Genomic DNA, 24,784 nt, shown 5'->3' on the forward strand with positions numbered 1-24,784 from the left:
ACATTTCCCCTTATGATTGAAGAGCAGCAGTTCCCCTCTTCAATTCGTGTTATCCATTGACGTTAATTTTTCAATGTGTCCATTTCATCTATATTGACAGTTTTTCGATTCCGATAAAGTGAAAATAAAATCGCGAGTCCTACTGCAGCCTCGGCAGCTGCTACTGCAATCGCAAACAAAGCAAATACCTGCCCGGTTATGGCAGGGGCCGGTCCAAGCTTACTGAAAGCTACTAGATTGATATTCACGGCATTTAGCATTAATTCAATCGATACGAGGACAATAATTATATTTCGCTTTGTCAGAGCACCATAAAGCCCAATACAGAATAGTGTCAACGCTAGTGTTAAATAGGCAGGAAGCGGAACTGAAGTCATTTCTCCTCCCCCTCCTTCTGATCATCTTTTTTCGCCAATACGACGGCACCTACCAAGGCAACCAGCAGCAATACGGATACAAGCTCAAATGGAATCACAAATTTCGTATAAATAGCAATCCCAATTTTCTCTGTATTATTTAAATGCAGAGTACTCGATTGGCTGACCAGATCTGTCTCGCCACCTGCTGTATTGACAGTCTCTGCAAAGTTTAAATTGTAGATGCCTGCATAGACTGCACCTGCAAAGCCCAAAACTCCTATTAGGACAAAGGCTTTCCTCCACATGCCTGCCTTTGTTACACTTGGATCCCGGTGATTGGTCAGCATAATTCCAAAAAGCATAATGATTGTGATCGCTCCAGAATAAATCATGATTTGGACTACCGCCACAAACTCTGCTGACAGTAACACATAGATTCCGGCAATGCTGATAAAGGTAAACACAAGTGACACCATCATATGCATGACCTTGGTTAGATGGATCATCAGCACAGCGCCGCAGATTGCTATTAATCCCAGCACAATGAATGCTGTCATTTCTCCACTCATTATTGATTCACCTTTCGAATATTTTCGTCATTTTCATCAAGCCACTCCAGATTCTTAAATAACTCATCCCGGCTATACTCCGCCAGTTCAAAATTATTCGTCATCACAATGGCTTCAGTCGGACAAACCTCTGTGCATAAATCACATAGTATACAAATCTCAAAATTTATATCATAGGTATCGATAATTTTGCCTTTTTTAGTAGAGTCAGGGTGTTTTTTACCTGTCAGATGAATACAATCTGTTGGACAAATATTCATACATTGATTACATACAATGCATTTTTCGGGATAAAATTTTTGAATGCCGCGGAAACGATCGGGTACCATAATCGACTCATTTGGATAATCGTAGGTCACTTTTTCACGAGATAAATTCTTCAGTGTGTACTTCAGACCCTTAGCTAAACCGAACATTTTTTTCTCCCTCCCTCTATTACTCTCTCTATCTTAGGCTATTATTTTTATGACTAATGCTGTTACAAAGATATTTAGTAAGGCAACCGGCAATAACACCTTCCAGCCAAACTCCATTAAATGATCTGCTCGTAAACGTGGGAACGTCACACGAATCCAAACTAGGAAAAACGTGACCGCAAACCATTTCAAGCTGAACCAAACGGCACCTGGAATCCAATCAAGGAACGGGAGAGGCTGCCACCCTCCAAAAAACAGGATTACAGTCAATGTGGCCATCGCAAACATGTACACATACTCTGAAAGCATAAAGAATGCCCATCTAAAACCCGAATATTCAACATGAAATCCTGCTACCAGCTCCGATTCAGCCTCGGATAAATCAAAAGGAACGCGATTTAATTCTGCTACTGCCGCTATCAGAAAGACAACAAACGCAATTGGCTGGCGGATAATATTCCAAACACCTGCCTGGGATTCTACAATATCATTTAAATTTAAGCTGCCTGTTAAGAGAACAATCCCAATCACAGACATGACGAGCGGAACCTCATAGGAAATCATTTGTGCACCTGCACGCATCCCGCCCATTAAGGAATATTTATTATTGGAAGCCCATCCTGCTGCCAATATCCCAACTGTACTAACCCCAGATACTGCAATATAATAGAGCAACCCTACACCCAAATCCGCAAATTGCAGAGCTTCTGTGAATGGCAATGTAGCTACAACAACCATCGCAGGTGCAAACGCAATAAAGGGAGCCAATTTAAACAATGGTTTATCAGCCTGATCCGGAATCGTATCTTCCTTAAGTAGCAATTTGAGGACATCTGCAACTGTCTGGAGTAAGCCCCATTTCCCTCCAAGCTGATTGGGTCCATGGCGCAGCTGCATATACCCCATAACCTTTCGCTCTGCTAAAATGGCAAATGTCACGAATCCCAGTATGACGAACATGAGTACAATTGCCGAACCAGCAAAGACTGCAAATGAACTCCAGCTCGGAGTTGAGGTAAGTAAATTTTGAATCATTACCCATCAACCTCCCCAAGGACAATATCAATTGCACCCAATATTGCAACCAGATTGGCGATATTTTCTCCCTTTAATAACTTCGGCAAAATTTGCAGGTTGTAAAAAGACGGGCGCCTGAATTTAAGACGGTACGGCTCTTTTTTTCCCTCGCTCGCTATGTAACAACCGATTTCTCCTCTTGGTGATTCAATTCGGACGTACCCTTCCCCTTTTGGCGGCTTTATTATTTTTGGAACCTTAGCCATAACAGGCCCATCAGAAGGAAATTGTTCAATACATTGTTCAAGAATCTTTAAGGATTCTTCGATTTCATCCAGACGAATTTCATATCTGGATAACACATCCCCTGTTTCACGTGTAACTATTTTAAAATCAAAACGGTCATAAATCGAATAAGGAGCCGTTTTTCGTAAGTCCTGTTTCACACCTGTGCATCTTAAATTTGGACCGCTTAATGAATAGGCAATCGCTTCTTCAGCGGAGTAAATTCCTATACCCTTCACCCGTGTCAAAAAGATCTCATTTCCGCTTACCAGTTGACGGTATCCCTGCAGCTGTTCACGCATATATGGAATAAATTCAGCCACCTTTTGAATCCATCCATCCGGTGCATCCCATTTCACACCACCAACACGCATATAATTAAATGTCAGTCGGGCACCAGATAGCTCATTCAGGAAATTAAGAATCATTTCCCTTTCCCTGAATGCATAGATAAATGGACTGGTCGCTCCCAAATCCAGCACGAATGTCCCCCATGCCACAAGATGGCTCGATATCCGCCCCAGTTCCATGGCCATAACCCTTAAATACTCAGCCCGGTCCGGCACTTCAATCTTCATCATTGTTTCGACCGCATGGCAGAGCACATAGTTATTGGTCATGGCAGATAAATAATCAAGCCGGTCGGTGTAGGGAATAATTTGAGTGTATTGCAGGTTCTCCGCCAGCTTTTCCGTTCCTCTATGTAAATAGCCAATAACCGGTTTTGCCTCGGTAATGATTTCTCCATCAATTTTAACGACAATCCGCAAAACCCCATGCGTACTTGGATGCTGCGGTCCTACATTCAAAAGCATTTCTTCCGTTCGAATCATGCCCTCCTACACCTCCACATCATCATACTGCTCATAATCCTTGCGCAGTGGATGACCAACCCAGTCTTCCCCGAGTAGTATTCGCTCTAAGTTCGGATGGCCTGTAAACGTTATGCCCAGCAAATCATATATTTCTGACTCTGCCCAATTTGCACCTATCCATAACGGCACGACAGATTCCAGCTCTGGCTGCTCTCGATCCACCTTGACCTTAATGACAATTTCACGCTGATATGGAAATGAATACAAATATAAATATACCTCGAAATGGGTGACAAAGTCTGTTCCGTGAATCTCAGATAAATAATTAAACTTCAGTTGCTCATTTTTTCGTAAAAATTCGAGAGTTCGATAGTATGCTTCCTTTTTTAAAACAATCGTTGGTACATCCTTAGAAAGCCTATTAATATAAGCATCTTCCAAAATTTCAGGTCCAATATTGGTTTCTAGTATCGTTCGATAGGTATCAAGCAGGGATTGATTTGGAGATGGCGCTTCTTCTGATGCAGGTGCGGATGTTTTTTCGGCAAGTTTTGATTTCGCCTTGGCTGCTGCCGCGGCTTTTGCCTTTGCTACTGCAATTGCTTTGGCTTTGGCTTTTTCTGTTTCTTCTAGTGGTTTGGTGGATTCGGTGTCTCCCTCTGTCCGTTTTTGCTTCGCTAATGCAGCTGCCTTTGCCTTGGTCGCCGCTGCCGCTTTTGCTTTCGCGATAGCGATTTCTTTTTCTTTTTTTGTTTCCTCTGGCGATGTGGTGGATTCAGAGTTTGCTTCTCCCTCTGTTCGTTTTTGCTTCGCCAATGCAGCTGCCTTTGCCTTGGCTGCGGCTGCCGCTTTTGCTTTCGCGAGGGCGATGGCTTTTTCTTTTTCTGTTTCCTCTGGCGGTGTGGTGGACTCAGAGTTTGCTTCTCCCTCTGTCCGTTTTTGCTTCGCTATTGCAGCTGCCTTTGCCTTGGCCGCGGCTGCCGCCTTTGCTTTCGCGAGGGCGATCGCTTTTTCTTTTTCCTCTGGCGGTGTGGTGGACTCAGAGTTTGCTTCTCCCTCTGTCCGTTTTTGCTTCGCTATTGCAGCTGCCTTTGCCTTGGCCGCGGCTGCCGCTTTTGCTTTCGCGAGGGTAATTGCTTTTTCTTTTTCTGTTTCCTCTGGTGGTGTGGTAGATTCAGAGTTTGCTTCTCCCTCTGTTCGTTTTTGCTTCGCCAATGCTGCCGCCTTTGCCTTGGCTGCGGCTGCCGCTTTTGCTTTGGCGAGGGCGATGGCTTTTTCTTTTTCTGTTTCCTCTGGCGGTGTGGTGGACTCAGAGTTTGCTTCTCCCTCTGTCCGTTTTTGCTTCGCTATTGCAGCTGCCTTTGCCTTGGCCGCGGCTGCCGCTTTTGCTTTCGCGAGAGCGATATCATCTTTATCTTGATGAGGATCTGCTTTAGGTGATTGCTCGGAGGATTGCTTTTCAGCAAGCTTTTGTTTGGCTGCTTCCTTCGCCTTTTCTGCTGCCTCTTTCTTTTGCTGGGATAAGTCTTTTTCGCTCAACTACAACACCTTCTTCCCAGTTTTCGCCTCATATTTAATCTTTTCCTTCAATTTATTGATTCCATATATGAGAGCTGCAGGATTGGGAGGACATCCTGGTATATAGACATCAACCGGCACTATTTGGTCGACTCCCTTCACTACACTATAGGAGCGCACATATGGACCTCCTGCGGTAGCACAGGAACCCATCGCGATGACCCACTTCGGTTCAGGCATTTGGTCATACAGTCTTCTTAAAATAGGAGCCATTTTCTTTGTCACAGTCCCTGAAACAATCATGACGTCTGATTGACGTGGAGATGTACGAAAAAAGGAACCAAATCGATCAACATCATAATGCGAGGAACCAACAGCCATCATTTCAATAGCACAGCATGCCAGTCCAAATGTAAGTGGCCATAGGGAATTTCCTCTCGCCCATCCCTTTACCTGTTCCAATGTTGCCAAAAATATCGTACGTTGCAGTTCATCCTTCTCCCTTGGAGAGAGCTCTTCCAATTTTAATTCCATTTCAGCACCTTCTTTTTCCAGGCATAAAGTAATCCAAGTACAAGCATCAACACAAAAATCAGCATTTCAATTAATGCAAATACGCCTAATTTTTCATAGGCTACCGCCCATGGATAAAGAAATACGGTCTCTACATCAAATAAAACAAACAGCAAGGCAAAGATATAATAACGTACATTAAATTGAACCCTTGAATCATGAAAGGGCTCCAAGCCACTTTCGTAGGTTGTACCTTTTGCGTCGGTAGGTTTGTGAGGTCTTAATAACTTCCCTAAAGACAATGCTACAATTGGAAGCAATATTCCAAGGCATAAAAAAACCAGAACGATTATATAATTGTTCTGATACCAATGTAGTGATGCCAATCTCATCCCCCCATTTTTCCCACTAAAATTTTCTAAATATTCAATATGTAACCGTATATATTATAACATTCTGATATATACGTGTCGATATGATATGGTGATTTTGGTCATACCACTTTTATCTCAATTTTATTGGATAGGTGGGGATGATAGGTGACTCATAGGTAGTTGATAGCAGAGCTTTCTACGACCTTTCACACACCTTTGACCGACCTTTACCCCGGTATAGGTGGGGTATAGGTGCCTGATAGGTACCCCAGAGCTCCTTTCCCCCACCTTTCACATACCTTTGACCGACCTTTACCCCGGTATAGGTGGGGCATAGGTGCCTGATAGGTACCCCAGAGCTCCTTTCCCCCACCTTCCGCATACCTATCACCGATCTTTCACCCATCTACCACCGACCTATGACCGACCTCCCACCGACCCAACAGCAAGAGACAAAGTCCTCTCATCCCACTTGTTCCATTCTTCCTTCCTCATTTCCTATATATATTTCTCATTTGCCAAGTTATGTACAAAAAAACTCCAGGGGCCCCTCTCCCCTGGAGTTTATTCAACGTTTAACGTTGTCTTTGTTCAGCAATATCTAGACGGTTTAAAGCACGCTTAAGTGCCAATTCAGCACGATGTGCATCAATTTCAACTTGTCTGTCTTGAAGTCGTCTTTCAGCACGTGCTTTAGCCTGTTTGGCGCGAGCAGTATCAATATCTTCAGCACGTTCAGCTGACTGTGCGAGTATGGTTACTTCTTCACCGTTGACTTCCATGAATCCACCGGATACAGCAACCCATTCTGTATTGTTACCCGTTTTTAAACGAACGGAACCGATATCAAGTGGAGCTACCATTGGAATATGTCCGGCAAGAATACCAAGTTCCCCCGTTTTTGCTTTCGTACTGACCATTTCTACTTCTTCATCCAACACAGGACCGCCAGGAGTAACTACAGAAACTTTAATCGTTCTCATATATGTGCCCTCCTATAAGATCCTTCGGTTAAGCCTCAACGCCCATTTGCTTAGCTTTTTCTACAACATCTTCAATGCGTCCAACTAGGCGGAATGCATCTTCAGGAAGGTTGTCGTATTTACCATCAAGGATTTCTTTGAAGCCTCTAACAGTTTCTTTAACTGGTACATAAGAACCTTTTTGACCAGTAAACTGTTCAGCTACGTGGAAGTTTTGAGATAAGAAGTTTTGAATACGTCGTGCACGGGCAACAACTAATTTATCTTCTTCTCCCAATTCATCCATACCTAGAATGGCAATAATATCTTGCAACTCTCTGTAACGTTGTAATGTAGATTGAACGCTACGGGCAACTTCATAGTGTTCTTCTCCAACGATTTCAGGAGAAAGCGCACGGGAAGTAGATGCCAACGGATCCACCGCTGGGTAAATACCCATTTCAGAAAGTTTACGCTCAAGGTTTGTTGTTGCATCTAAGTGGGCAAATGTTGTAGCCGGAGCCGGATCCGTGTAGTCATCGGCTGGTACGTAAATTGCTTGAATAGATGTAACAGAACCCACGTTAGTGGATGTAATACGTTCTTGTAATTGACCCATTTCTGTAGCCAATGTTGGTTGGTAACCAACGGCAGATGGCATACGTCCAAGCAGGGCAGAAACCTCTGAACCGGCTTGTGTGAAACGGAAGATGTTATCGATGAAGAAAAGTACGTCCTGACCTTGTGCATCACGGAAATACTCAGCCATTGTCAAACCTGTCAAGGCAACACGCATACGTGCACCAGGCGGTTCATTCATTTGTCCGAAGACCATGGCTGTTTTCTTGATAACACCGGAGTCAGTCATTTCGTGGTAAAGGTCATTTCCTTCACGAGTACGTTCTCCAACGCCTGCGAATACGGAGATACCACCGTGTTCTTGGGCGATATTGTTGATTAATTCTTGGATTAATACAGTTTTACCTACACCGGCACCACCGAACAATCCGATTTTTCCACCTTTGATGTAAGGTGCAAGTAAGTCTACTACTTTGATACCTGTTTCAAGGATCTCAACTTCAGTAGATAACTCTTCAAATTTTGGAGCTTCTCTGTGGATTGGATCTTTTTGATAGTTGCCTTCTAAAGGAGCATCTAAATCAATTTTTTCACCCAATACGTTGAATACACGACCAAGTGTTATGTCTCCAACCGGTACAGAAATTGGTGCTCCTGTATCGATTACTTCTGCATTACGGACTAATCCGTCTGTAGAAGCCATTGCAATCGTACGAACCGTATCATCGCCTAAGTGAAGAGCAACTTCCAAAGTAAGGTATTCTGCCTCATCAGCAGGCGCTCCTTTGGAAATGTTGATCTTCAGAGCGTTATAGATCTCAGGTAGTTTGCCGTTTTCAAATCTAACGTCGACAACCGGACCCATGACTTGAGTAACGCGTCCTATGTTCATTCCATTCCCTCCTATTTACTCTATGCCGTGTGAATGTTCGAATCTATATTTCCATTTTATCTATTCGAGTGCAGCGGCTCCGCCGACAATCTCGGTAATTTCTTGTGTAATTGCAGCTTGGCGTGCACGGTTGTATGTCAATGTTAGAGAGCCGATAAGCTCAGAAGCATTATCAGTTGCACTCTTCATTGCTGTCATCCGTGATGCGTGTTCGCTTGCCTTACCATCCAACAATGCGCCATATATTAAACTCTCAGCATATTGTGGCAGTAACACTTCAAGAATCTCTTCCTGGTTTGGTTCGAATTCGTAAAGTGTAGCTACAGCATCGCTTTCTACACTTCCAAGAGGTAAAAGTTTAGTTTCCGTTACTTCTTGGGAAATAGCACTAATAAAGTGGTTGTAGTACATATAGATTTCGTCAACAGTTTCGTCTGCGAATAACTTTACCGTACTGGCGGTTATTTCTTTAATGTCATCAAAGCTTGGCTGATCAGACAATCCGACCATTTCCTGGATAACGTTCATACCGCGGATACGGAAGAATTCACTTCCCACCCGCCCAAGAACGATAATACCGTATTCATCCGGGGATTTATGGCGTTCATTGATTGTCTGATAAACTTTTCTTAAGACACTACTATTATATGGTCCAGCTAATCCGCGATCGGAAGTGATAACCAGATATCCGGTTCTTTTCACAGGACGAGTGACCAGCATCGGATGAGATGCATCCGAGCTTCCATTCGCAATGCTCGCTACGACCTCTTGGATTTTCTCCATGTACGGTACAAAAGCTTTCGCGTTTGCTTCGGCACGATTCAATTTGGAGGCGGAAACCATTTGCATGGCTTTTGTGATTTGGCTCGTCTTTTTCGTTGATTTTATACGCGCATCTATATCACGTAATGATGCCATTTCTTCTCACCATCCTTTATTAAATGCCTATCCTGTTATTCCGATACAACAAATTGTTTTTTAAATTCAGCGATTGCTGCTTTCATATCCTCTTCTTTTGGCAGATCGCCAGTAGTGCGGATATGTTCAAATAATTCGTTGTGGTTACGTGCAGTCCATTCAATGATTTCAGCTTCAAAACGCCTGATATCAGCCAATGGAATATCATCTAAGAATCCACGAGTCAAGCAGTATAGAATTAATACTTGTTGTTCTACACGCAATGGCTTATGAAGATCTTGTTTTAATACTTCAACTGTACGTTGACCACGATTTAATTTCGCTTGAGTTGCTTTATCCAAGTCAGATCCGAATTGGGAGAATGCTTCAAGCTCACGGAATGATGCCAAGTCCAAACGTAGAGTACCGGCAACTTTTTTCATTGCTTTAATTTGCGCTGATCCACCTACACGGGATACGGATAGACCCGCATTAATCGCAGGACGTACGCCGGAGAAGAATAAATCAGATTGCAAGAAGATTTGTCCATCTGTGATGGAGATAACGTTTGTTGGGATATAAGCGGAGATATCTCCAGCTTGTGTTTCAACGAACGGTAATGCTGTGATTGAACCCGCACCAAGTGTGTCGTTCAATTTAGCAGCACGCTCCAATAGACGGGAGTGCAAGTAGAATACATCCCCTGGGAATGCTTCACGGCCTGGAGGACGACGAAGCAACAAGGAAAGCTCACGATATGCTGCTGCTTGCTTAGATAAATCATCATATACAACAAGGACATGCTTGCCTTGGCGCATGAAATATTCACCCATTGTTACCCCACTGTAAGGAGCCAAGTATAGCAATGGAGCTGGTTGAGATGCAGATGCTGAAACAACGATTGTGTAATCCAATGCACCATGCTTACGGAAAGTTTCAACTGTTCCACGAACTGTTGATTCTTTTTGACCGATTGCTACATAGATACAAATCATGTTTTCATCTTTTTGATTCAAAATGGTGTCAATCGCTACAGATGTTTTACCTGTTTGACGGTCACCAATGATTAATTCACGTTGTCCACGTCCGATAGGAACAAGGGCATCGATCGCTTTAAGACCTGTTTGTAAAGGCTCGTGTACAGACTTACGATCCATTACACCCGGTGCATTGTTTTCGATCGGTAATGTTGCAGTTGTAGCGATTGGACCCATACCATCAAGTGGTTGTCCAAGAGGGTTAACGACACGTCCGATAATAGCCTCACCTACTGGTACTTCCATGATGCGGCCTGTACGGCGTACTTCGTCTCCTTCTTTAATGTCGCGGAAAGGACCGAGGATAATAACACCGACGTTATTTTCTTCCAAGTTTTGCGCCATACCAACTACACCGTTTGAGAACTCAAGCAGCTCTCCGGACATGACGTTGTCCAATCCATGAACACGCGCGATACCGTCACCAACAACGATTACGGTGCCGACTTCACTCATTTCTATATCAGATTGATAGCCTTCAATTTGTTTCTTAATCAGCGCGCTGATTTCTTCAGCTCTGATGCTCATGAATTTCACCCCTAACTTCTAATATTAACCCAGCAAACGACGTTCCAAGCGTTCTAGCTTACCTGAGACCGTACCATCAAAAATACGGTTACCGATTCGCAGCTTGATTCCACCCAGAAGACTGCTGTCTACGATATTTTCAATGCGCAGTGCCTGTTTTCCAATTTTTTGGGCAAAAACCTTTGAAATGCCTTCTTGTTCCTGCTTCGTTAAAGGACGGACAGAATAAACTTTAGCATCGACTACACCTGTGTATTCGTTTACTAATAAAATAAACTCATCTGCCAAAGTAGCCACAATATCCTCGCGATGACGGTCTACAAGAATCATTAACAGGTTTTGAATAGATGGAGACATAGTAGCAAAAGCCGTTCTTATGGCGTCTTTTTTGCTCTCCATAGATACCTTTGGATGCTCAAGGAATAAAGTAAGCTCCTTGTTTGATAGAAATACTTCCTTCAAAGTCCGCATTTCGCCTTCCAAACGGTCTATTTGATTATCTTCCTTGGCAATTTGGAAAAGAGCATCTGCATAGCGTTTTGCTACAACTGTATTACTCATCGCTCTTCTCCTGCCTCTTGAATGTAATCGTTAATCAATTTTTGTTGATCAGCTTCACTAAGTTCTTTTTCAATCACTTTAGACGCAATTAGAACAGACAAGGATGCAACTTGCTCACGAAGTTGAACCATAGCTTGTTCTTTTTGCTGTTCAATTTCACGTTTCGCTGACTCTTTCACACGTTCAGCTTCCTGACGGGCAACAACGATGATTTCTTCGCGTTGTTTTTCACCATGTTTCTTAGCCTCTTCAATAAGAGATAAAGATTCCTGGCGAGCTTCTTTCAGCATAGTACGTTGTTCTTCTAACAAAGCAGCTGCTTCTGCACGATTCTTTTCTGCTACTTCAATTTCACTCGCAACATGTTCTTCACGTTGTTTCATAATGCCCATAAGAGGACCGAATGCGAATTTTTTCAGTAAAAGCATCAAGATGATGAAAGCGACTAATTGGAAGATGATATCTCCCGTATTTAGACCGCTATGCGCTGCAGCTCCAAGTACCAAATTATTAAATAACACCCCTATTTCACTCCCTTCAGAAGTCTTTACGGCTTGCTTTTTTATTGCATATACGTTTAAACCGTGAACTCACGGCCGGATTTTAGTAAACATAAAGGAATGGCGAAGATAATCCCTAGATTCTCCGCCATCAGTATTGTCAATTACATTACCATGAACGCGATAACAACCGCGATGATAGGAATCGCCTCAACTAAAGCTACCCCGATGAACATTGTAGTTTGAAGCATACCACGTGCTTCTGGTTGACGTGCAATTCCCTCTACTGTACGAGATACGATCAAACCATTACCAATACCTGCTCCAAGAGCTGCTAAACCGATTGCGATTGCTGCTGCTATAACTCCCAAATCCATTATGAAGTTCCTCCTTTAATTTGTATAACTATAGTTAAATTTTTTATATTATTAATGGTCTTCGCTGACTTTGTGGGCCATGTAAACCATTGTTAACATCGTAAAGATAAATGCCTGGATTGCTCCGATAAATATACTGAAACCTTGCCATACAATGGTTGGACCAATAGCAAGGGCACTGCTCCAGAAATCTGTTGCAAGAGATCCCGCCAGTAGGCTGAGTAAGATTTCACCCGCATAAATATTACCGAATAGACGCAAGCCCAGTGTGAGGGTATTCGCGAACTCCTCAATAATCTTAAGCGGAAATAAGAACGGCATAGGTGATACAAAGTTTTTACTGTACCCTTTAAAGCCTCGCATTTTGATACCATAGAAGTTTGTAAGGACTACGATCATTACTGCAAGGGTTAAAGCGACTACTGGATCGGCTGTTGGCGACTTCCACCATAGGTCTCCGTTATAAGTAACTGAGAATGGAAGACCAAGCATATTTGAAACAAATATGTACATGATAAGCGTCGTTCCAAGAACTAAAAAGCGCCCGCCAGTGTTCCAGTCCATATTGCTATTAATAATGTTTCTGACGAAGTCAATGACCCACTCCATAAAGTTCTGCATACCAGATGGCTTAACTGCCAATTTTCTTGTCGACAGTACGGCGATTAAAAATACAATCACACTTGCGACCGTAATCATCAGAACGTTACCAAGATTAAAAGTAAGGCCCATTAATTCGACTGTAGGTGCTCCATGATTCAATCTAAATTCACCTCTTTTCCCCCCGCCTTATGTTATGGATTGTTAAATCTATCATAATGACAAGGTAACCCGTCATTAATCCCAATACGACAAAAAATACATTAAATTGATCAGGATATCGCATAGCAATGGCGACAGCTAAAACTGCAGCTGCCATTCTTGAGATTGTCCCAAGTGATTTCATGCTGCTTCCCTCAAGCACTTTCTCACCTAATTGAGCAGTTTTTCTTGATAAAAGCCAAATATTATAAATACCAATTATACTGCCAAGTGTCATTCCCAAGGCTTCTGTTTTATAAGGGGTTACTCCCCATAGGATAACATAAATGGATAATAAGGTGAACGTGTACCTCAGATAGCGTCTGAAAACAATGTGGACTTCTAGCATTTGAATAGGTTTCTCCATTAAGAGTTATTTGAACGGATAGCATATACACCTTTCACTAACTAATCCGATCAGGAGACAATAAGGGGTTCCAATTGTTAGCGATTATGATTATATCCACCTACCAATAAAATTCCGATAGTATTGGGCCGATCAATTATAATAAACCGGCAGACATTGTAAATCGTTGCAGAAAAACACTGCGATTATTATTTTGTATCGAATCAACTCAGATATGTATATTAGAGGTGTATAATCAACACAATTGACAATATAAATGGAAAATTGTCTGTCAATTTGAAAACCCTACCATTTATACCCTATGTAAGAATACAATAGGCAAAAATGATTGTCAATTCAGATAGGTGTGAAATCCATTACCTATACTAGAATAAATTATCAATTATGTTAAAAATAAGTGTATAAATTTTATTCTAACTGAAATTTCAAGTAATTTGTATTCTTAAGCACTACTTTTTGATGGTCTTTTTCAACTTCTGTCACAATTTCGTAATAATTTGAGAGGATATTTTCCGGTAAGTCGACTTTTTGTTTAAGTACCCCTCTTTTAACACCTTTCACTTCTACTAGATCTTTTATGTAAAGAAGTGAATCTGCATTATACAAGGTAAATCTTACAGAATCGGCTCCAAACGGTAAATAAACACTTATTTCCATCTTGCGATCGCCTTTCTCTTGAACAACCTCTACCCCTTCAGCAATTGGGTAATCAGGTTTCGTCATTGCAAAAATGTAAGGGATCTTGCGCACCTTATTTCTTCCCGCTTCATTGAGGTATAGATAACCATCATCTAGTTCACTTTTCTCTTTCCAATTATCCAATTCAAGCTGAACTTCCAGTTTCTTCTTTTGGCCTCCTTCAAGTACAAAAGCTAACGGCAGTTTCCATGTCATAAATCTTTCCTTACGTGGAATAGAAAAATAATATCGCTTTTTTCTACTACTTCTATTTTCTACTACTATATTCGCTTTATACATTCGACCATTGGTTGCCATGCCAAAAGTTACAGATGACGGAGCTAAAAATGTATCCTCTTGCAGTGCATCCTTCACATTTACCCGACCAGCTCCCTGTTCAAATGTATGATATATTTCATCCTTATCATTTTTCAACGATATAGCACTGGTCATTAAAGCCGATTTGATTTTTTCTGGGCTCCAATCAGGATGAACCTCTTTAATCAATGCACACACACCCGCCACATAAGGAGCAGCCATACTCGTTCCTTGCAAAGAAAGATACGTTCCGCCCGGTATCGTACTTTCAATTCTCACACCCGGTGCTACTACATCCGGCTTTATCGCTATGCTATGAATAACCGGACCTCTTGAACTAAAGGAGGCTAATTTCTCTTTTTCTTCTATATCAATTGTCCTACAGGTGAGTTGTCCATTTTCCAGAGCCTTTTTCATTTTTCGCCCATCTTTTTGCGAAACGGTGATTACGGGAATTTTTGAATTCATTTCGAGAGAAGCGCTTAATTCACCAGGTTCATTATTAAAAATAATTACACCCAGAGCTTCGGCATTCACTGCATTTTTTACTTTATCTTTAAATGATATTACTCCCCGCTCCACTAACACAATTTTATTTTTCGCATTGATATTTTCGTAATTCTCCCTTTTACCAAGGCCTGCATAAGTCATGATCATAGAATGTGAAAAATCCCACTCGGGGGAGCCTGCTGTTAATTGAAAATCAATGTCCGCCCATGGTTTCGTAAAATTCAACCTCTTCGATTTACCTGCATCTGAACTCGCCCCTACACTGATCGCTCCCCCTGATGTCCCAGGCGTACCTACCGTCCAAATACCCGGTCCATCATTTCCATTTGCTACAACAGCCACTATTCCCTTTTTAACTACCTTATCGAGCGCTTTACTTGTAGGAAGATCCGGACCATTCATCGTATCTCCCAAGGACAGATTGATAATATCCATCTTGTCCTTTACCGCTCTTTCTATTGAAGCAATGACTTGATCAGTTGTTCCGTATCCTCCCGGCCCTAGTGCTCTGTATGCATAAATGCTTGCTTCAGGAGCTATCCCTTTCATTTTTCCATTAGCCGCAATAATTCCAGCCACATGCGTCCCATGAATGGTTGCTTTTTTAGAGCTCCCCATCGTCTCCATTGGGTCCTCATCTTGATCCACTAAATCATAGCCGCCTTTATAGTTTGCTTTAAGATCAGGGTGCCTATAATCAATTCCCGTATCAATCACTCCGACCTTTACACCTTTGCCCGTAGCCTGAATTGGCTGGTTGAATTGAAGTTGCGGCTGACCTTTTGGCAGAGAATTCTTTTTAATAGTAGCTTTAATTGGACCCGATAGAAAAATAGCTGAAACTGATTCTTCCTTTTTTAATCTCGGTATTAATATAGAAGGTACGCTAGCAGAAAAGCCGTTGCACACTAAATTGAAATAATAGCGCGGTTTGATTGCTGGATACTTTTCTATCAGCTCTTTCGCCACTCGATGAGCTGATGTGTCTTTTACTGTTTCAATCATCACCACCTCTATATCCTCAGCAGAACTATGTGGAGCATATACTATTAATTGAATAAATATGAAAGCTCCAATTAAAATTTGCTTCAATGATTATCACATCCTTGTTTTTAGAATGGATTAACGGCAGTCTCTTATGCATGTAAAAATAAATAGTGGTTGTTCTGTGTTCTCCATTTTCGGGTAATGGATTGATTCTCCTGATTACAAAAAAATGAATGTCCACATTCTTCCTGTTTGTATGTTAAATAGGTCTGGGTATGAGTGTCAGGTATATGAGTAATTTAAGTTAGGATGTGTAGAGTTATGTTTGGTCTGGCCGATCTTACGTCATTAGTGATTTCTGCCTTTATCATCTTGCCTGTCGTTGTTTTTCTTCGGGAGACAGGCTATCTGTTAGTCAGCTGGTTATTTGGCGTAATCAATCCGAGACTTACGATTGGTTCCGGCCCCCGTATCAAAAAAATTGGAATGATCGATATTCGCAAATACTACCACTTATATAGCTGGTTTTCGTATGATGAATTAAAGCGCAAGAGTAAGTTTGCTTACATCTGCATCTATCTAGGTCCGATTTTAATGAACCTATCCATCGCCCTCCTCATCAACTTTTTAATTGCCAACCATTTTATTGAGGAGTTCAAGACATTTTGGGATCGCTTTGCTTTCTATGCGATTTATTATGTTCTGTTTGACGTTATACCAATGCATACAATTAACGGAAAACCTAATAATGGTATGATCATTTATGAAATGATCCGTTACGGAAAAAGGGTTGATTATAATAATGAATCCTTCCTTCCGGCCACATCAGAAGTCGAGGAACAATATCAGGAAGAAATAAAGAGAATTCAAGAAATCAAAAAAGAGCGCGATGAACATTTAAAATCTTAGGCTTTTAATGAAATCAGTTCTGCTATCACAGCATATTTTTATGCCTGAATAGCATATGCTGGAATCCTTAAAGCGGTGTAGTTGAGGTATCGCCCAGAGAACTTACTTGATCTAAGACGAGTCAATTATCCGCAAAAAAAAGAGGTATTCATCAGTCAGAAACGGCTGATGAACACCTCTATAAATTATCTTTATTTTGTTCCGAACAATCTGTCGCCCGCGTCACCTAGACCTGGAACGATATAGCCGTGATCATTCAATTTTTCATCAAGTGCAGCGATGAAAATATCGACATCCGGATGGACTTCTTCCACTGCTTTAACGCCTTCAGGCGCAGCAACTAGACAAACGAATTTAATATTTTTTGCCCCGCGCTTTTTGATTGCGCTAATGGCATCGACAGCAGATCCACCTGTCGCAAGCATTGGATCAACTACAATAAATTCTCTTTCCTCTACGTCAGCAGGAAGTTTTACATAATACTCAACTGGTTTCAATGTTTCTGGATCTCTGTATAAACCTACATGTCCAACTTTTGCTGCCGGAATAATTTTAATCATGCCGTCAACCATACCAAGACCAGCACGTAAAATAGGGATAATGGCTACTTTTTTACCCGCAATTGTTTTAGATGTTGATTTGCTGACTGGCGTTTCAATTTCCACTTCTTCTAACGGGAGATCTCGGGTGATTTCAAAAGCCATTAAAGTAGATACTTCATCTACCAATTCTCTGAATTCTTTTGTACCCGTATTTTTATCACGGATAAATGTTAACTTATGCTGTATTAACGGATGGTCAAACACATAAACTTTTCCCATATGGATCTCTCCTCACTTTTATGTTCCTATTTTTGCACTCGTTTTATTGTACAGAAAATTCTCCATTAGTTCAATTAAGTTTCTGTATGCCAAAATCTACCGCATTCAAGGTTTATTTAATCTAGCTTCAACAGCTAGAAGCTCAGGACATAAGCATGACCTCTGCAGGAGGGAAGTACACCTCCTTCCGAGATCCTGTCTTATACTCCTCGCGGGCCTACAGGATGTAGGTCATGAAGACGTGGCCACAGGACGTGGCGATTTTAGTCTTCGTTCCCTAAATGAGTTTCAGCTTTTTATTCAATCTAGCTTCGGCTCCTAGCTCCTCGAGGTCATAAGTGTAGCCACTACGGGAGGAAAGAGCGCCTCCCTACGTGCCTCCTCTTATGCTTGTCGGAGCTGGGCAGTCGCCTCAGCTTTTTAGTCTTCATTAGTTTTTTAATAAAACATGATTCTATACCTTCTTCTCTATTATCCACTTTTTAAAGTGTTAAAATCGTTAAAGAAACGTAAATGGATGTGAAATTTCCGTGAATTGAGCGGAAATGAGAATTAATTGAGCCAATGCGGCAATTATTCCAGCCAATTTTAATATTAATTCAGCCGAACCACGGATTTTACCAGCCAAAACACTCCTCATTCCAGCCATTCCTAAATTTCCAGGCTCATTGATCCCCATTCAGCATCGTTTTGCCCAAACCATATAAAACGACATGTTATACTGCCAAACATCATAAAAAGAGGTGTCAATAAGTCCTATCAGACTCACCAACACCTCTTCTATTCACCCTTAATACTCAGGGTATAATTCATATTTTCCAGATAGCTTAGTCACTCGCTCTGCAGCTTCTTTCAGTTTCTCTTCGTCCTCATGGTTCTTGAGGGCGAGACTGATGATTGCCGCGATTTCATCCATATCCTCCAATTTGAATCCACGGCTTGTAACAGCCGCTGTTCCAATACGAACCCCACTCGTTACAAATGGGCTTTCTGGGTCAAATGGAATCGTATTTTTGTTCACTGTAATACCAATATCGTCCAGTACCTTTTCTGCTACTTTACCAGTTAAGTTGATGGAGCGGACATCGATTAATAATAAGTGATTATCTGTACCGCCTGAAACGAGCGTAAGTCCTTCCTTCTGCAGACTTTCACCAAGGCGTTTTGCATTCTCTATAATTTCCTTTGCATAATCTGTAAAGGAATCCTGAAGTGCCTCGCCAAATGCCACTGCTTTTGCAGCAATTACATGCATTAGAGGTCCTCCCTGAATACCAGGGAAAATGGACTTGTCTATTTTCTTGGCAAACTCTTCTCTGCAAAGGATCATTCCTCCGCGTGGTCCGCGCAATGTCTTGTGAGTTGTCGTCGTGACGAATTCCGCATAAGGAACTGGACTTGGGTGCAAACCGGCTGCAACAAGCCCTGCAATATGAGCCATGTCCACCATTAAATAGGCGCCTACTTCATCTGCAATTTCACGGAATTTCTTGAAATCAATTGAACGTGGATACGCACTCGCACCGGCAACAATCAATTTAGGCTTACATTGGATTGCTTTCTCTCTAACATCCTCGTAATTTATAAGATGGGTTTTTTCATCAACACCGTATTCAACAAAATTGTATTGGATTCCGCTGAAGTTTACAGGGCTTCCGTGAGTTAAGTGGCCTCCGTGGGATAGGTTCATTCCAAGTACCGTATCTCCTGGATTCAAAATCGTAAAGTAAACAGCCATATTTGCTTGAGCGCCTGAATGTGGCTGTACGTTTGCATGCTCCGCGCCAAATATCTTTTTGGCACGTTCCCTAGCCAAATCCTCAACTACGTCCACATATTCACAGCCGCCGTAATAGCGTCTGCCTGGATATCCTTCCGCATACTTATTCGTAAGCACGGATCCTTGAGCTTCCATTACTGCTTCGCTGACAAAGTTTTCTGAAGCAATCAGCTCAATCTTACCGCGTTGTCTGTCCAATTCTTGTTGAATTGCATCAAATACTTGCGAGTCTTGCTTTTGCAAATGCCTCATCTTATAGCTTCCTCCCTTTTCGTCAAAACGGACAAATCTTCAATTTAATCCCTTCAATTCTAGCACGAAAAAGGACAATAGTCATTTATTCCATTGACGTATAATTCTTACATTTCTCTAATATTTACTCTATCATATTGAGCTCTCGGCCCACCTATCAGTTTCGGCCGGGTCATAGCAAATGTTACATGCGCCTTCCCAATCTCTCTAATCGCTGAACGCAACGGGACTGCAACATGCTTCAGATGCATTCCAATCATTGTATCCCCAATATCGATGCCTGCATCAGCACAAATATGCTCAACCACAACTGCATTCTCGAAATTAGCAAATGCACAAGCGGCCAATGCTCCACCCGCATTCCGGGCAGGCACAACTGATACTTCATCCAGATTATATTGAATAGCTGTCTTTCGTTCAATAATCAGAGCCCTATTAATATGTTCACAACCCTGAAAAGCCAAGTAGACTCCCTTTTGTTTAGAAAAATCATATATGGCCTCAAAGATTGCTTGTGCCACTTCCATCGTCCCGCTTGTACCAATTCGCTTTCCGATTACTTCACTTGTACTGCAGCCAATTACCAACAAACGGCCATTCATCGGAAAATGAGCTTCCAAATCTTCGAGAATGGCAGTCACCTGAGTTTTTATTTCTTTTAAATTAATCTCACTCATTCTTCTACTGCCCTTCTAAGATTTATTTTTCTGCCTCAGCTATTTTTCCAATCCGTGTTTCATGGCGGCCGCCTTCAAATTCCGTTGTCAGCCAAACGCGGGCAATTTCTCTAGCTAAACCAGGACCAATTACACGCTCTCCCATTGTTAGTACGTTACTGTTATTATGAGCTCTTGTAGCTTGGGCACTAAACATATCATGTACCAATGCTGCACGAATTCCTTTTACTTTATTCGCCGCGATACTCATTCCGATTCCAGTACCGCAGATCAAAATCCCTCTGTCAAATTCTCCTTTTGCCACTCTTTCAGCAACAGGCAACGCATAATCCGGATAATCAACAGATGTTTCACAATCGCATCCAAAATCCTCATATTGAATCTCAAGCTCTTCCATTAGGTTCATAATTTCTTTTCTTATATTTATTCCACCGTGATCTGATGCAATGATAACTTTCATGGTAACATGGCTCCCTTCAATTTGAACTGCACAGTTTCTATCCTAAATCTAGTCTTTTAATTTTTCCACAAGCTTTTTAATCCATTTAGATAATTCATGGAAAGTTTGCTCATATACTTGTTCATTACCCCCGAATGGATCTGAAATATCTCTGTTCCCAGGATCGTCACTTACAAATTCCTTTAATGTAAACGTCTTTTCAATCGCCTGAGGGTAATGCGAAGCAATTAACTGCTTATGGCCTTCTGTCATCGTTAATACATAGGTTGCCCACTCGATGTCTTCTCCTTTTAATGGAGATGAGGCATGGTCCTGCACAATTTTGTGTTTATCAAGTACCGTAACCGTATACTCAGATGCCGTTTGACCCCCATAGGCATAAACCCCTGCTGATTTTACTTCTATATCAGACAGATTATAATTTCGCAAAATAGCTTCTGCCATAGGACTTCGACATGTATTTCCTGTACAAACGAATAAAATATTCTTCAACGTATTTTCCCTCCTGTCCCCATTATAGAATATTTACGGACAATAAAAAAATGTATCAGATTAATCTGATACACATCTTTATCCATGCAGGTGCAGGATGATCTTTAACCCAACCGCAAACATGATGCTCCCCCCAAAAACAAGGCTGTATTTGCCGAGATATGTATGTACTCTTCTCCCTAACAACAACCCTGACACCGTCAAGAAAAAGGCGGCAAAGCCAAAGCACAGGATGGTCATCAGCGCTCGGGATCCCAGCATTCCGAGGCTCAGTCCAACTGAGAAACTATCCAAACTGACACTTATCGCAAATAGAATCAATCCTGTTCCAACTGGAGCCACAACCGTTTCACCTTTACCCTGAATTCCAGTGAGCAGCATTTGCAAGCCAAGAAATAGTAATAAACCAGCACCGGCGTATGAGGCAAACAATCCAAACTGAGCGGATAATAACTTTCCTGAAAAGATACCCAAGAGCGGCATCCACACATGAAAAATACCAACAGTAAAACCAATGATGAGTACTTGCTTAAGCCTCAGCTTGTACGATCCCATTCCCAATCCAATTGAGAAGGCATCCATTCCGAGTGCGAAAGCCATAAAAAGCAGGCCAAAAAATTCAACCATCGTTTGTTCCATCCAAGTAACCTCCCGGGACCAGCCTAAATAAACATATGCCTGTCCCGGATCAATTAGAACTTGTCTTGTGTGATGATTCTTCCTCCTGCCGCTTTCTTCAAGCGATTCATGATTGCAATCCCAATCCCATCCTCCGGATACACTTCTCCGAAAATTAGATCTGGCTGCTCTTTATCAAATTGGCGCAGCACTCCATACATTTTTTCAGCCACAGTGTCCAGCTGCTCACGGCTTCCGCCAGTAATAATAACATCAGCTTCATACAAATGGGCATGTTCGTCAACCGTGTACACACCCACTCGCTTACCTAAGTCCCGCTCTTCATTTATTAATGTTTGGATAAACTGAGGGGTACCCTCAACCAAGGTCAATGGGGCTTTCGGTGCGTAATGTGTATATTTCATACCAGGAGCTTTCGGTGCATCACTGTCCTTCACCAAGCCAGGGTCCACAGACACTTCACCGACTACCTTCTCCAGTTGTTCACGCGTAATACCACCAGGTCTAAGTATTTGCGGAATACTGCCAGTCACATCAAGTACTGTTGATTCCAAGCCAACCCCAGTTGGACCTCCATCCACGATCCCAGCAATTTTACCATCTAAATCCTCGCGAACATGCTCTGCTGTTGTCGGACTTGGTTTACCAGACAGATTTGCACTTGGCGCGGCTGTGGGACAGCCCGCCTTTTTCAGTAAATCCAATGCCACCGGATGATCCGGCATTCGGATCGCTACTGATGAAAGACCTGCTGTTACAACATCCGGGAACACGCCCTCTTTCTTTTGGAAAATTAGCGTCAACGGACCTGGCCAAAATTGTTCCATTAGTTTATCTGCGACTGCAGGAATTTCTCCCACCAATCCATGAACCTGTTCCTTTTCTCCAATATGGACGATTAAAGGATTATCACTCGGTCTTCCCTTCGCCTCATAAATAGCTGCTACAGACCCTCCAAGTAAAGCATTTGCTCCAAGTCCATAAACCGTTTCAGTCGGAAAAGCAATCAGCTCTCCGGCTTTCAATTTTTGGGCCGCATCCATCAATTGTGGATAACCCTCTTCTTTATCCACAGTTTTATCCACTGTCCACATTTTTGTTTCCACTATTATCACCTGCCACCAATCTACAACATTCTCTATAAATTACTTATTAAATAAGGATTCCTCGACATTTTTCACAAAATCACCTTGCAAGTATAAAAGAATTTATACAATAAAACAAGCTTTATCCACAGTCTGTGAATAAAGCCAATAAAATCGTGGATAATTTCATCCTTATAGGGCTCTTTCCATGATATATGTTTCATTTATTGTCCACACCTTTTCCACAACCGAGGAATCTCTTACGTCTTTAGGAATCTCCCCGTTTTTCACTCTTTCAAATTGAAGAGCCTCAAAAAATCCTAACGCTTGCAGTTTATTCGATATCAGAAATATCTTTTTCAACCCTTTTTCCTTTGCTAAAGCCAAGATCGTTTCAAACAGGGCAGGTACTTGCACCTGAGCCTCCTCTTTAAACAGAAAAGACCTAAGCACCCCATAATCTCCACATGGCTCCAGACCAATCATTCCTTTAATAGAGCCTTCTTCTTTTAATAAAACAAATTTTCCTGAACTAATGTCTTCATGATGCAGCTCAACTCCTTGAGGTGCCGCAAACCGCTCAATTCCTTCAATATCGGTACTTTTTGATATAGATAAATAATACACCTTCTATTCTCCCTTCACTATCAAATCACAACTACTATATGGATATGAATTAATAGGGAAAATAGAACCGGATCAGGCTGATTATCCGGTTGGCTGCTATTTTGGCAAATTCAGCTGAATTCTATGCCAGTTCGGCTGAATTCTGTTCAACTTCGGCTGGTATTTCCCAGTTTCCCGCTCTATTCTGAAACCACTTCGGCTCCAGCACAACACTTCCTATTTGTACTTTTAACTTGATTTGCTCCGAGTACTATTCTGTTTCTCAAAACAAATCCTTCAAGATCTCTTTTAAAAAGAATTTCACCTTAACCGGCTCTTCATCCTGATTTTCATAAACAGGAGGGGCGATATCTTGTCCGGCTTCTTCAGACTGGTTCTCGTAATCCATTTGCGTTTCTTGATCTTCTGCCTTTTCAATCGATTTATCCGTTTGGGCGGCAGTCTTAATCGGTTGTATTTTTTGATCATCCGTTTGCGTTTGTTCTGCAGTTTCCTCGTTCATACTATTATTAACTGGCTCAACTTCTTCAGCTGACTCTTCATACGCTGAATCATTTGCTACAGCTGTTCCGCTGTTGAAATCCAGAAAGCATAGCGGCGGGAAAAGGACGCACCACCAGTTCTCACCTTGACCCTCACCCAATGTGATTTTAATAGCTTCATACTTGCCTGCCGGATATAAATATTGTCCATATAGCTTAGTTGGAAAAACAGTTTCACCAAAATCAACCTGTATCTTTTGTACATTACCTTCTTTGACCATAACATCTTCAGCTATAGCTTCTATATCAGACAAACGGGAACCAATCACTTTTCTGGCTTCCTCAATTGAAGTTAATTCTGCTACCCATTTGTTAATTTCTTTATTGACCTCATCCCTGATGGATCGTTTCAATTCCTGGTCAGCTTCTTTATTACTGTTTGCTAAGATCCGTAAGCGGATCGCTTCATTCGGGATTACTTGAACCTCTGTTTCTGTCGCAGAAGAACTGTTTTTCGGTGTAATCATTCCAGTCATTGTTGCCGCACAAAGTAATACAATATATATTAAAGGCAAATATTTTTTTGCCATCATCGTAAACACCGTCCCTTCACTTACAAACAGTGTGGACAGTTTTTTTCTATCTTAAACTATAATTATCTGAATTTTATTTCTACTGCGTTTTATTTACCGCATTCTTG

General features: G+C 41.8%; 29 protein-coding genes. 1 reads left to right on the forward strand and 28 read right to left on the reverse strand.

What is annotated here, in order from left to right:
- Positions 1-62: 62 nt before the first annotated feature.
- The 18 genes from nuoK to F7984_RS18045 all read right to left on the reverse strand — a co-directional run bounded on the left by nuoK (position 63) and on the right by F7984_RS18045 (position 15,965).
- Positions 63-377: an NADH-quinone oxidoreductase subunit NuoK gene (nuoK, locus tag F7984_RS17960; protein WP_066103278.1), complete on the reverse strand. Its 315-nt coding sequence runs from the start codon at positions 375-377 to the stop codon at positions 63-65.
- A complete protein-coding gene (locus tag F7984_RS17965) occupies positions 374-928 on the reverse strand; it encodes an NADH-quinone oxidoreductase subunit J (RefSeq protein WP_139892085.1) in 555 nt (184 codons plus the stop codon). Before F7984_RS17965 ends, nuoK begins: the two co-directional genes overlap by 4 nt.
- Positions 928-1,344: an NADH-quinone oxidoreductase subunit NuoI gene (gene nuoI, locus F7984_RS17970; RefSeq protein WP_066103287.1), complete on the reverse strand. Its 417-nt coding sequence runs from the start codon at positions 1,342-1,344 to the stop codon at positions 928-930. The genes F7984_RS17965 and nuoI overlap by 1 nt, the downstream gene beginning before the upstream one ends.
- 33 nt (positions 1,345-1,377) lie before the next feature.
- Positions 1,378-2,379: an NADH-quinone oxidoreductase subunit NuoH gene (gene nuoH, locus F7984_RS17975; RefSeq protein ID WP_139892084.1), complete on the reverse strand. Its 1,002-nt coding sequence runs from the start codon at positions 2,377-2,379 to the stop codon at positions 1,378-1,380.
- Positions 2,379-3,479, reverse strand: coding sequence for an NADH-quinone oxidoreductase subunit D (locus tag F7984_RS17980; RefSeq protein ID WP_066103293.1), 1,101 nt, complete (start codon positions 3,477-3,479; stop codon positions 2,379-2,381). Before F7984_RS17980 ends, nuoH begins: the two co-directional genes overlap by 1 nt.
- Before the next feature lie 6 nt (positions 3,480-3,485).
- Positions 3,486-5,000: an NADH-quinone oxidoreductase subunit C gene (locus F7984_RS17985; protein ID WP_140461890.1), complete on the reverse strand. Its 1,515-nt coding sequence runs from the start codon at positions 4,998-5,000 to the stop codon at positions 3,486-3,488.
- Positions 5,001-5,513 (reverse strand): NuoB/complex I 20 kDa subunit family protein, encoded by a 513-nt coding sequence (locus F7984_RS17990; RefSeq protein ID WP_066109280.1) that lies wholly within the window; start codon positions 5,511-5,513, stop codon positions 5,001-5,003.
- Positions 5,504-5,878 (reverse strand): NADH-quinone oxidoreductase subunit A, encoded by a 375-nt coding sequence (locus F7984_RS17995; protein WP_175354321.1) that lies wholly within the window; start codon positions 5,876-5,878, stop codon positions 5,504-5,506. Before F7984_RS17995 ends, F7984_RS17990 begins: the two co-directional genes overlap by 10 nt.
- Before the next feature lie 563 nt (positions 5,879-6,441).
- A complete protein-coding gene (locus tag F7984_RS18000) occupies positions 6,442-6,849 on the reverse strand; it encodes a F0F1 ATP synthase subunit epsilon (protein WP_066109289.1) in 408 nt (135 codons plus the stop codon).
- 28 nt (positions 6,850-6,877) lie between these two features.
- Positions 6,878-8,299 carry a F0F1 ATP synthase subunit beta gene (gene atpD / locus F7984_RS18005; protein WP_066109291.1) on the reverse strand — a complete coding sequence of 474 codons (1,422 nt, stop codon included), beginning with the start codon at positions 8,297-8,299 and terminating at the stop codon, positions 6,878-6,880.
- Between the two features lie 60 nt (positions 8,300-8,359).
- Positions 8,360-9,217 carry an ATP synthase F1 subunit gamma gene (atpG, locus tag F7984_RS18010; RefSeq protein WP_066109294.1) on the reverse strand — a complete coding sequence of 286 codons (858 nt, stop codon included), beginning with the start codon at positions 9,215-9,217 and terminating at the stop codon, positions 8,360-8,362.
- Positions 9,218-9,252: 35 nt separating this feature from the next.
- A complete protein-coding gene (gene atpA, locus F7984_RS18015; protein ID WP_066109298.1) occupies positions 9,253-10,761 on the reverse strand; it encodes a F0F1 ATP synthase subunit alpha in 1,509 nt (502 codons plus the stop codon).
- A 24-nt stretch (positions 10,762-10,785) separates the two neighbouring features.
- On the reverse strand, positions 10,786-11,322 hold the full coding sequence (locus F7984_RS18020) for a F0F1 ATP synthase subunit delta (RefSeq protein WP_066109301.1): 537 nt from the start codon (positions 11,320-11,322) through the stop codon (positions 10,786-10,788).
- Positions 11,319-11,843 carry a F0F1 ATP synthase subunit B gene (atpF, locus tag F7984_RS18025; RefSeq protein ID WP_066109304.1) on the reverse strand — a complete coding sequence of 175 codons (525 nt, stop codon included), beginning with the start codon at positions 11,841-11,843 and terminating at the stop codon, positions 11,319-11,321. Before atpF ends, F7984_RS18020 begins: the two co-directional genes overlap by 4 nt.
- Before the next feature lie 143 nt (positions 11,844-11,986).
- Positions 11,987-12,193, reverse strand: a complete 207-nt coding sequence (gene atpE, locus F7984_RS18030) for a F0F1 ATP synthase subunit C (protein ID WP_066109752.1) — start codon at positions 12,191-12,193, stop codon at positions 11,987-11,989.
- A gap of 57 nt (positions 12,194-12,250) precedes the next feature.
- Positions 12,251-12,961 carry a F0F1 ATP synthase subunit A gene (atpB, locus tag F7984_RS18035; protein WP_066109305.1) on the reverse strand — a complete coding sequence of 237 codons (711 nt, stop codon included), beginning with the start codon at positions 12,959-12,961 and terminating at the stop codon, positions 12,251-12,253.
- Positions 12,962-12,968: 7 nt separating this feature from the next.
- A complete protein-coding gene (locus tag F7984_RS18040; RefSeq protein ID WP_077248192.1) occupies positions 12,969-13,367 on the reverse strand; it encodes an ATP synthase subunit I in 399 nt (132 codons plus the stop codon).
- Between the two features lie 408 nt (positions 13,368-13,775).
- Positions 13,776-15,965 carry a S8 family serine peptidase gene (locus tag F7984_RS18045; RefSeq protein WP_140461891.1) on the reverse strand — a complete coding sequence of 730 codons (2,190 nt, stop codon included), beginning with the start codon at positions 15,963-15,965 and terminating at the stop codon, positions 13,776-13,778.
- Between the two features lie 216 nt (positions 15,966-16,181).
- Here F7984_RS18045 and F7984_RS18050 point away from each other — a divergent pair, with 216 nt between their 5' ends.
- Positions 16,182-16,769, forward strand: a complete 588-nt coding sequence (locus tag F7984_RS18050; RefSeq protein WP_066109314.1) for a hypothetical protein — start codon at positions 16,182-16,184, stop codon at positions 16,767-16,769.
- Positions 16,770-16,960: 191 nt separating this feature from the next.
- On the opposite strand, the gene upp is transcribed toward F7984_RS18050, so the two are convergent.
- The 10 genes from upp to spoIIR all read right to left on the reverse strand — a co-directional run bounded on the left by upp (position 16,961) and on the right by spoIIR (position 24,677).
- Entirely contained in the window at positions 16,961-17,590 is a 630-nt protein-coding gene (gene upp, locus F7984_RS18055) for a uracil phosphoribosyltransferase (RefSeq protein ID WP_066109318.1), read from the reverse strand.
- Between the two features lie 499 nt (positions 17,591-18,089).
- Entirely contained in the window at positions 18,090-18,269 is a 180-nt protein-coding gene (locus tag F7984_RS19230) for a hypothetical protein (RefSeq protein ID WP_192796827.1), read from the reverse strand.
- Positions 18,270-18,380: 111 nt separating this feature from the next.
- The gene (glyA, locus tag F7984_RS18065; protein ID WP_066109321.1) at positions 18,381-19,622 is read right to left on the reverse strand and encodes a serine hydroxymethyltransferase; all 1,242 of its coding nucleotides are present in this window, start codon (positions 19,620-19,622) and stop codon (positions 18,381-18,383) included.
- Between the two features lie 107 nt (positions 19,623-19,729).
- Entirely contained in the window at positions 19,730-20,299 is a 570-nt protein-coding gene (locus F7984_RS18070; RefSeq protein WP_066109323.1) for a TIGR01440 family protein, read from the reverse strand.
- A gap of 22 nt (positions 20,300-20,321) precedes the next feature.
- Positions 20,322-20,759 (reverse strand): ribose 5-phosphate isomerase B, encoded by a 438-nt coding sequence (rpiB, locus tag F7984_RS18075; protein ID WP_066109324.1) that lies wholly within the window; start codon positions 20,757-20,759, stop codon positions 20,322-20,324.
- A 48-nt stretch (positions 20,760-20,807) separates the two neighbouring features.
- Positions 20,808-21,251 carry a low molecular weight protein arginine phosphatase gene (locus F7984_RS18080; protein ID WP_139892078.1) on the reverse strand — a complete coding sequence of 148 codons (444 nt, stop codon included), beginning with the start codon at positions 21,249-21,251 and terminating at the stop codon, positions 20,808-20,810.
- A 78-nt stretch (positions 21,252-21,329) separates the two neighbouring features.
- Positions 21,330-21,890, reverse strand: coding sequence for a manganese efflux pump MntP (locus F7984_RS18085; RefSeq protein WP_066109327.1), 561 nt, complete (start codon positions 21,888-21,890; stop codon positions 21,330-21,332).
- A 53-nt stretch (positions 21,891-21,943) separates the two neighbouring features.
- The gene (locus F7984_RS18090; RefSeq protein WP_140461892.1) at positions 21,944-22,996 is read right to left on the reverse strand and encodes an L-threonylcarbamoyladenylate synthase; all 1,053 of its coding nucleotides are present in this window, start codon (positions 22,994-22,996) and stop codon (positions 21,944-21,946) included.
- 171 nt (positions 22,997-23,167) lie between these two features.
- Positions 23,168-23,602: a GNAT family N-acetyltransferase gene (locus F7984_RS18095; protein WP_066109331.1), complete on the reverse strand. Its 435-nt coding sequence runs from the start codon at positions 23,600-23,602 to the stop codon at positions 23,168-23,170.
- Between the two features lie 262 nt (positions 23,603-23,864).
- Entirely contained in the window at positions 23,865-24,677 is an 813-nt protein-coding gene (spoIIR, locus tag F7984_RS18100; protein WP_306821554.1) for a stage II sporulation protein R, read from the reverse strand.
- Positions 24,678-24,784 lie beyond the last annotated feature (107 nt).

It is taken from the genome of Pradoshia sp. D12 (assembly GCF_008935075.1).
Lineage (GTDB): Bacteria > Bacillota > Bacilli > Bacillales > Pradoshiaceae > Pradoshia.

Coding starts and splice junctions, on each gene's coding strand:
- nuoK (WP_066103278.1), bottom strand. CDS start 377: ATGACTTCAGTTCCGCTTCCTGCCTATTTAACACTAGCGTTGACACTA.
- F7984_RS17965 (WP_139892085.1), bottom strand. CDS start 928: ATGAGTGGAGAAATGACAGCATTCATTGTGCTGGGATTAATAGCAATC.
- nuoI (WP_066103287.1), bottom strand. CDS start 1,344: ATGTTCGGTTTAGCTAAGGGTCTGAAGTACACACTGAAGAATTTATCT.
- nuoH (WP_139892084.1), bottom strand. CDS start 2,379: ATGATTCAAAATTTACTTACCTCAACTCCGAGCTGGAGTTCATTTGCA.
- F7984_RS17980 (WP_066103293.1), bottom strand. CDS start 3,479: ATGATTCGAACGGAAGAAATGCTTTTGAATGTAGGACCGCAGCATCCA.
- F7984_RS17990 (WP_066109280.1), bottom strand. CDS start 5,513: ATGGAATTAAAATTGGAAGAGCTCTCTCCAAGGGAGAAGGATGAACTG.
- F7984_RS18000 (WP_066109289.1), bottom strand. CDS start 6,849: ATGAGAACGATTAAAGTTTCTGTAGTTACTCCTGGCGGTCCTGTGTTG.
- atpD (WP_066109291.1), bottom strand. CDS start 8,299: ATGAACATAGGACGCGTTACTCAAGTCATGGGTCCGGTTGTCGACGTT.
- atpG (WP_066109294.1), bottom strand. CDS start 9,217: ATGGCATCATTACGTGATATAGATGCGCGTATAAAATCAACGAAAAAG.
- atpA (WP_066109298.1), bottom strand. CDS start 10,761: ATGAGCATCAGAGCTGAAGAAATCAGCGCGCTGATTAAGAAACAAATT.
- F7984_RS18020 (WP_066109301.1), bottom strand. CDS start 11,322: ATGAGTAATACAGTTGTAGCAAAACGCTATGCAGATGCTCTTTTCCAA.
- F7984_RS18040 (WP_077248192.1), bottom strand. CDS start 13,367: ATGGAGAAACCTATTCAAATGCTAGAAGTCCACATTGTTTTCAGACGC.
- F7984_RS18050 (WP_066109314.1), top strand. CDS start 16,182: ATGTTTGGTCTGGCCGATCTTACGTCATTAGTGATTTCTGCCTTTATC.
- upp (WP_066109318.1), bottom strand. CDS start 17,590: ATGGGAAAAGTTTATGTGTTTGACCATCCGTTAATACAGCATAAGTTA.
- F7984_RS19230 (WP_192796827.1), bottom strand. CDS start 18,269: ATGGGGATCAATGAGCCTGGAAATTTAGGAATGGCTGGAATGAGGAGT.
- glyA (WP_066109321.1), bottom strand. CDS start 19,622: ATGAGGCATTTGCAAAAGCAAGACTCGCAAGTATTTGATGCAATTCAA.
- F7984_RS18070 (WP_066109323.1), bottom strand. CDS start 20,299: ATGAGTGAGATTAATTTAAAAGAAATAAAAACTCAGGTGACTGCCATT.
- rpiB (WP_066109324.1), bottom strand. CDS start 20,759: ATGAAAGTTATCATTGCATCAGATCACGGTGGAATAAATATAAGAAAA.
- F7984_RS18085 (WP_066109327.1), bottom strand. CDS start 21,890: ATGGAACAAACGATGGTTGAATTTTTTGGCCTGCTTTTTATGGCTTTC.
- spoIIR (WP_306821554.1), bottom strand. CDS start 24,677: ATGATGGCAAAAAAATATTTGCCTTTAATATATATTGTATTACTTTGT.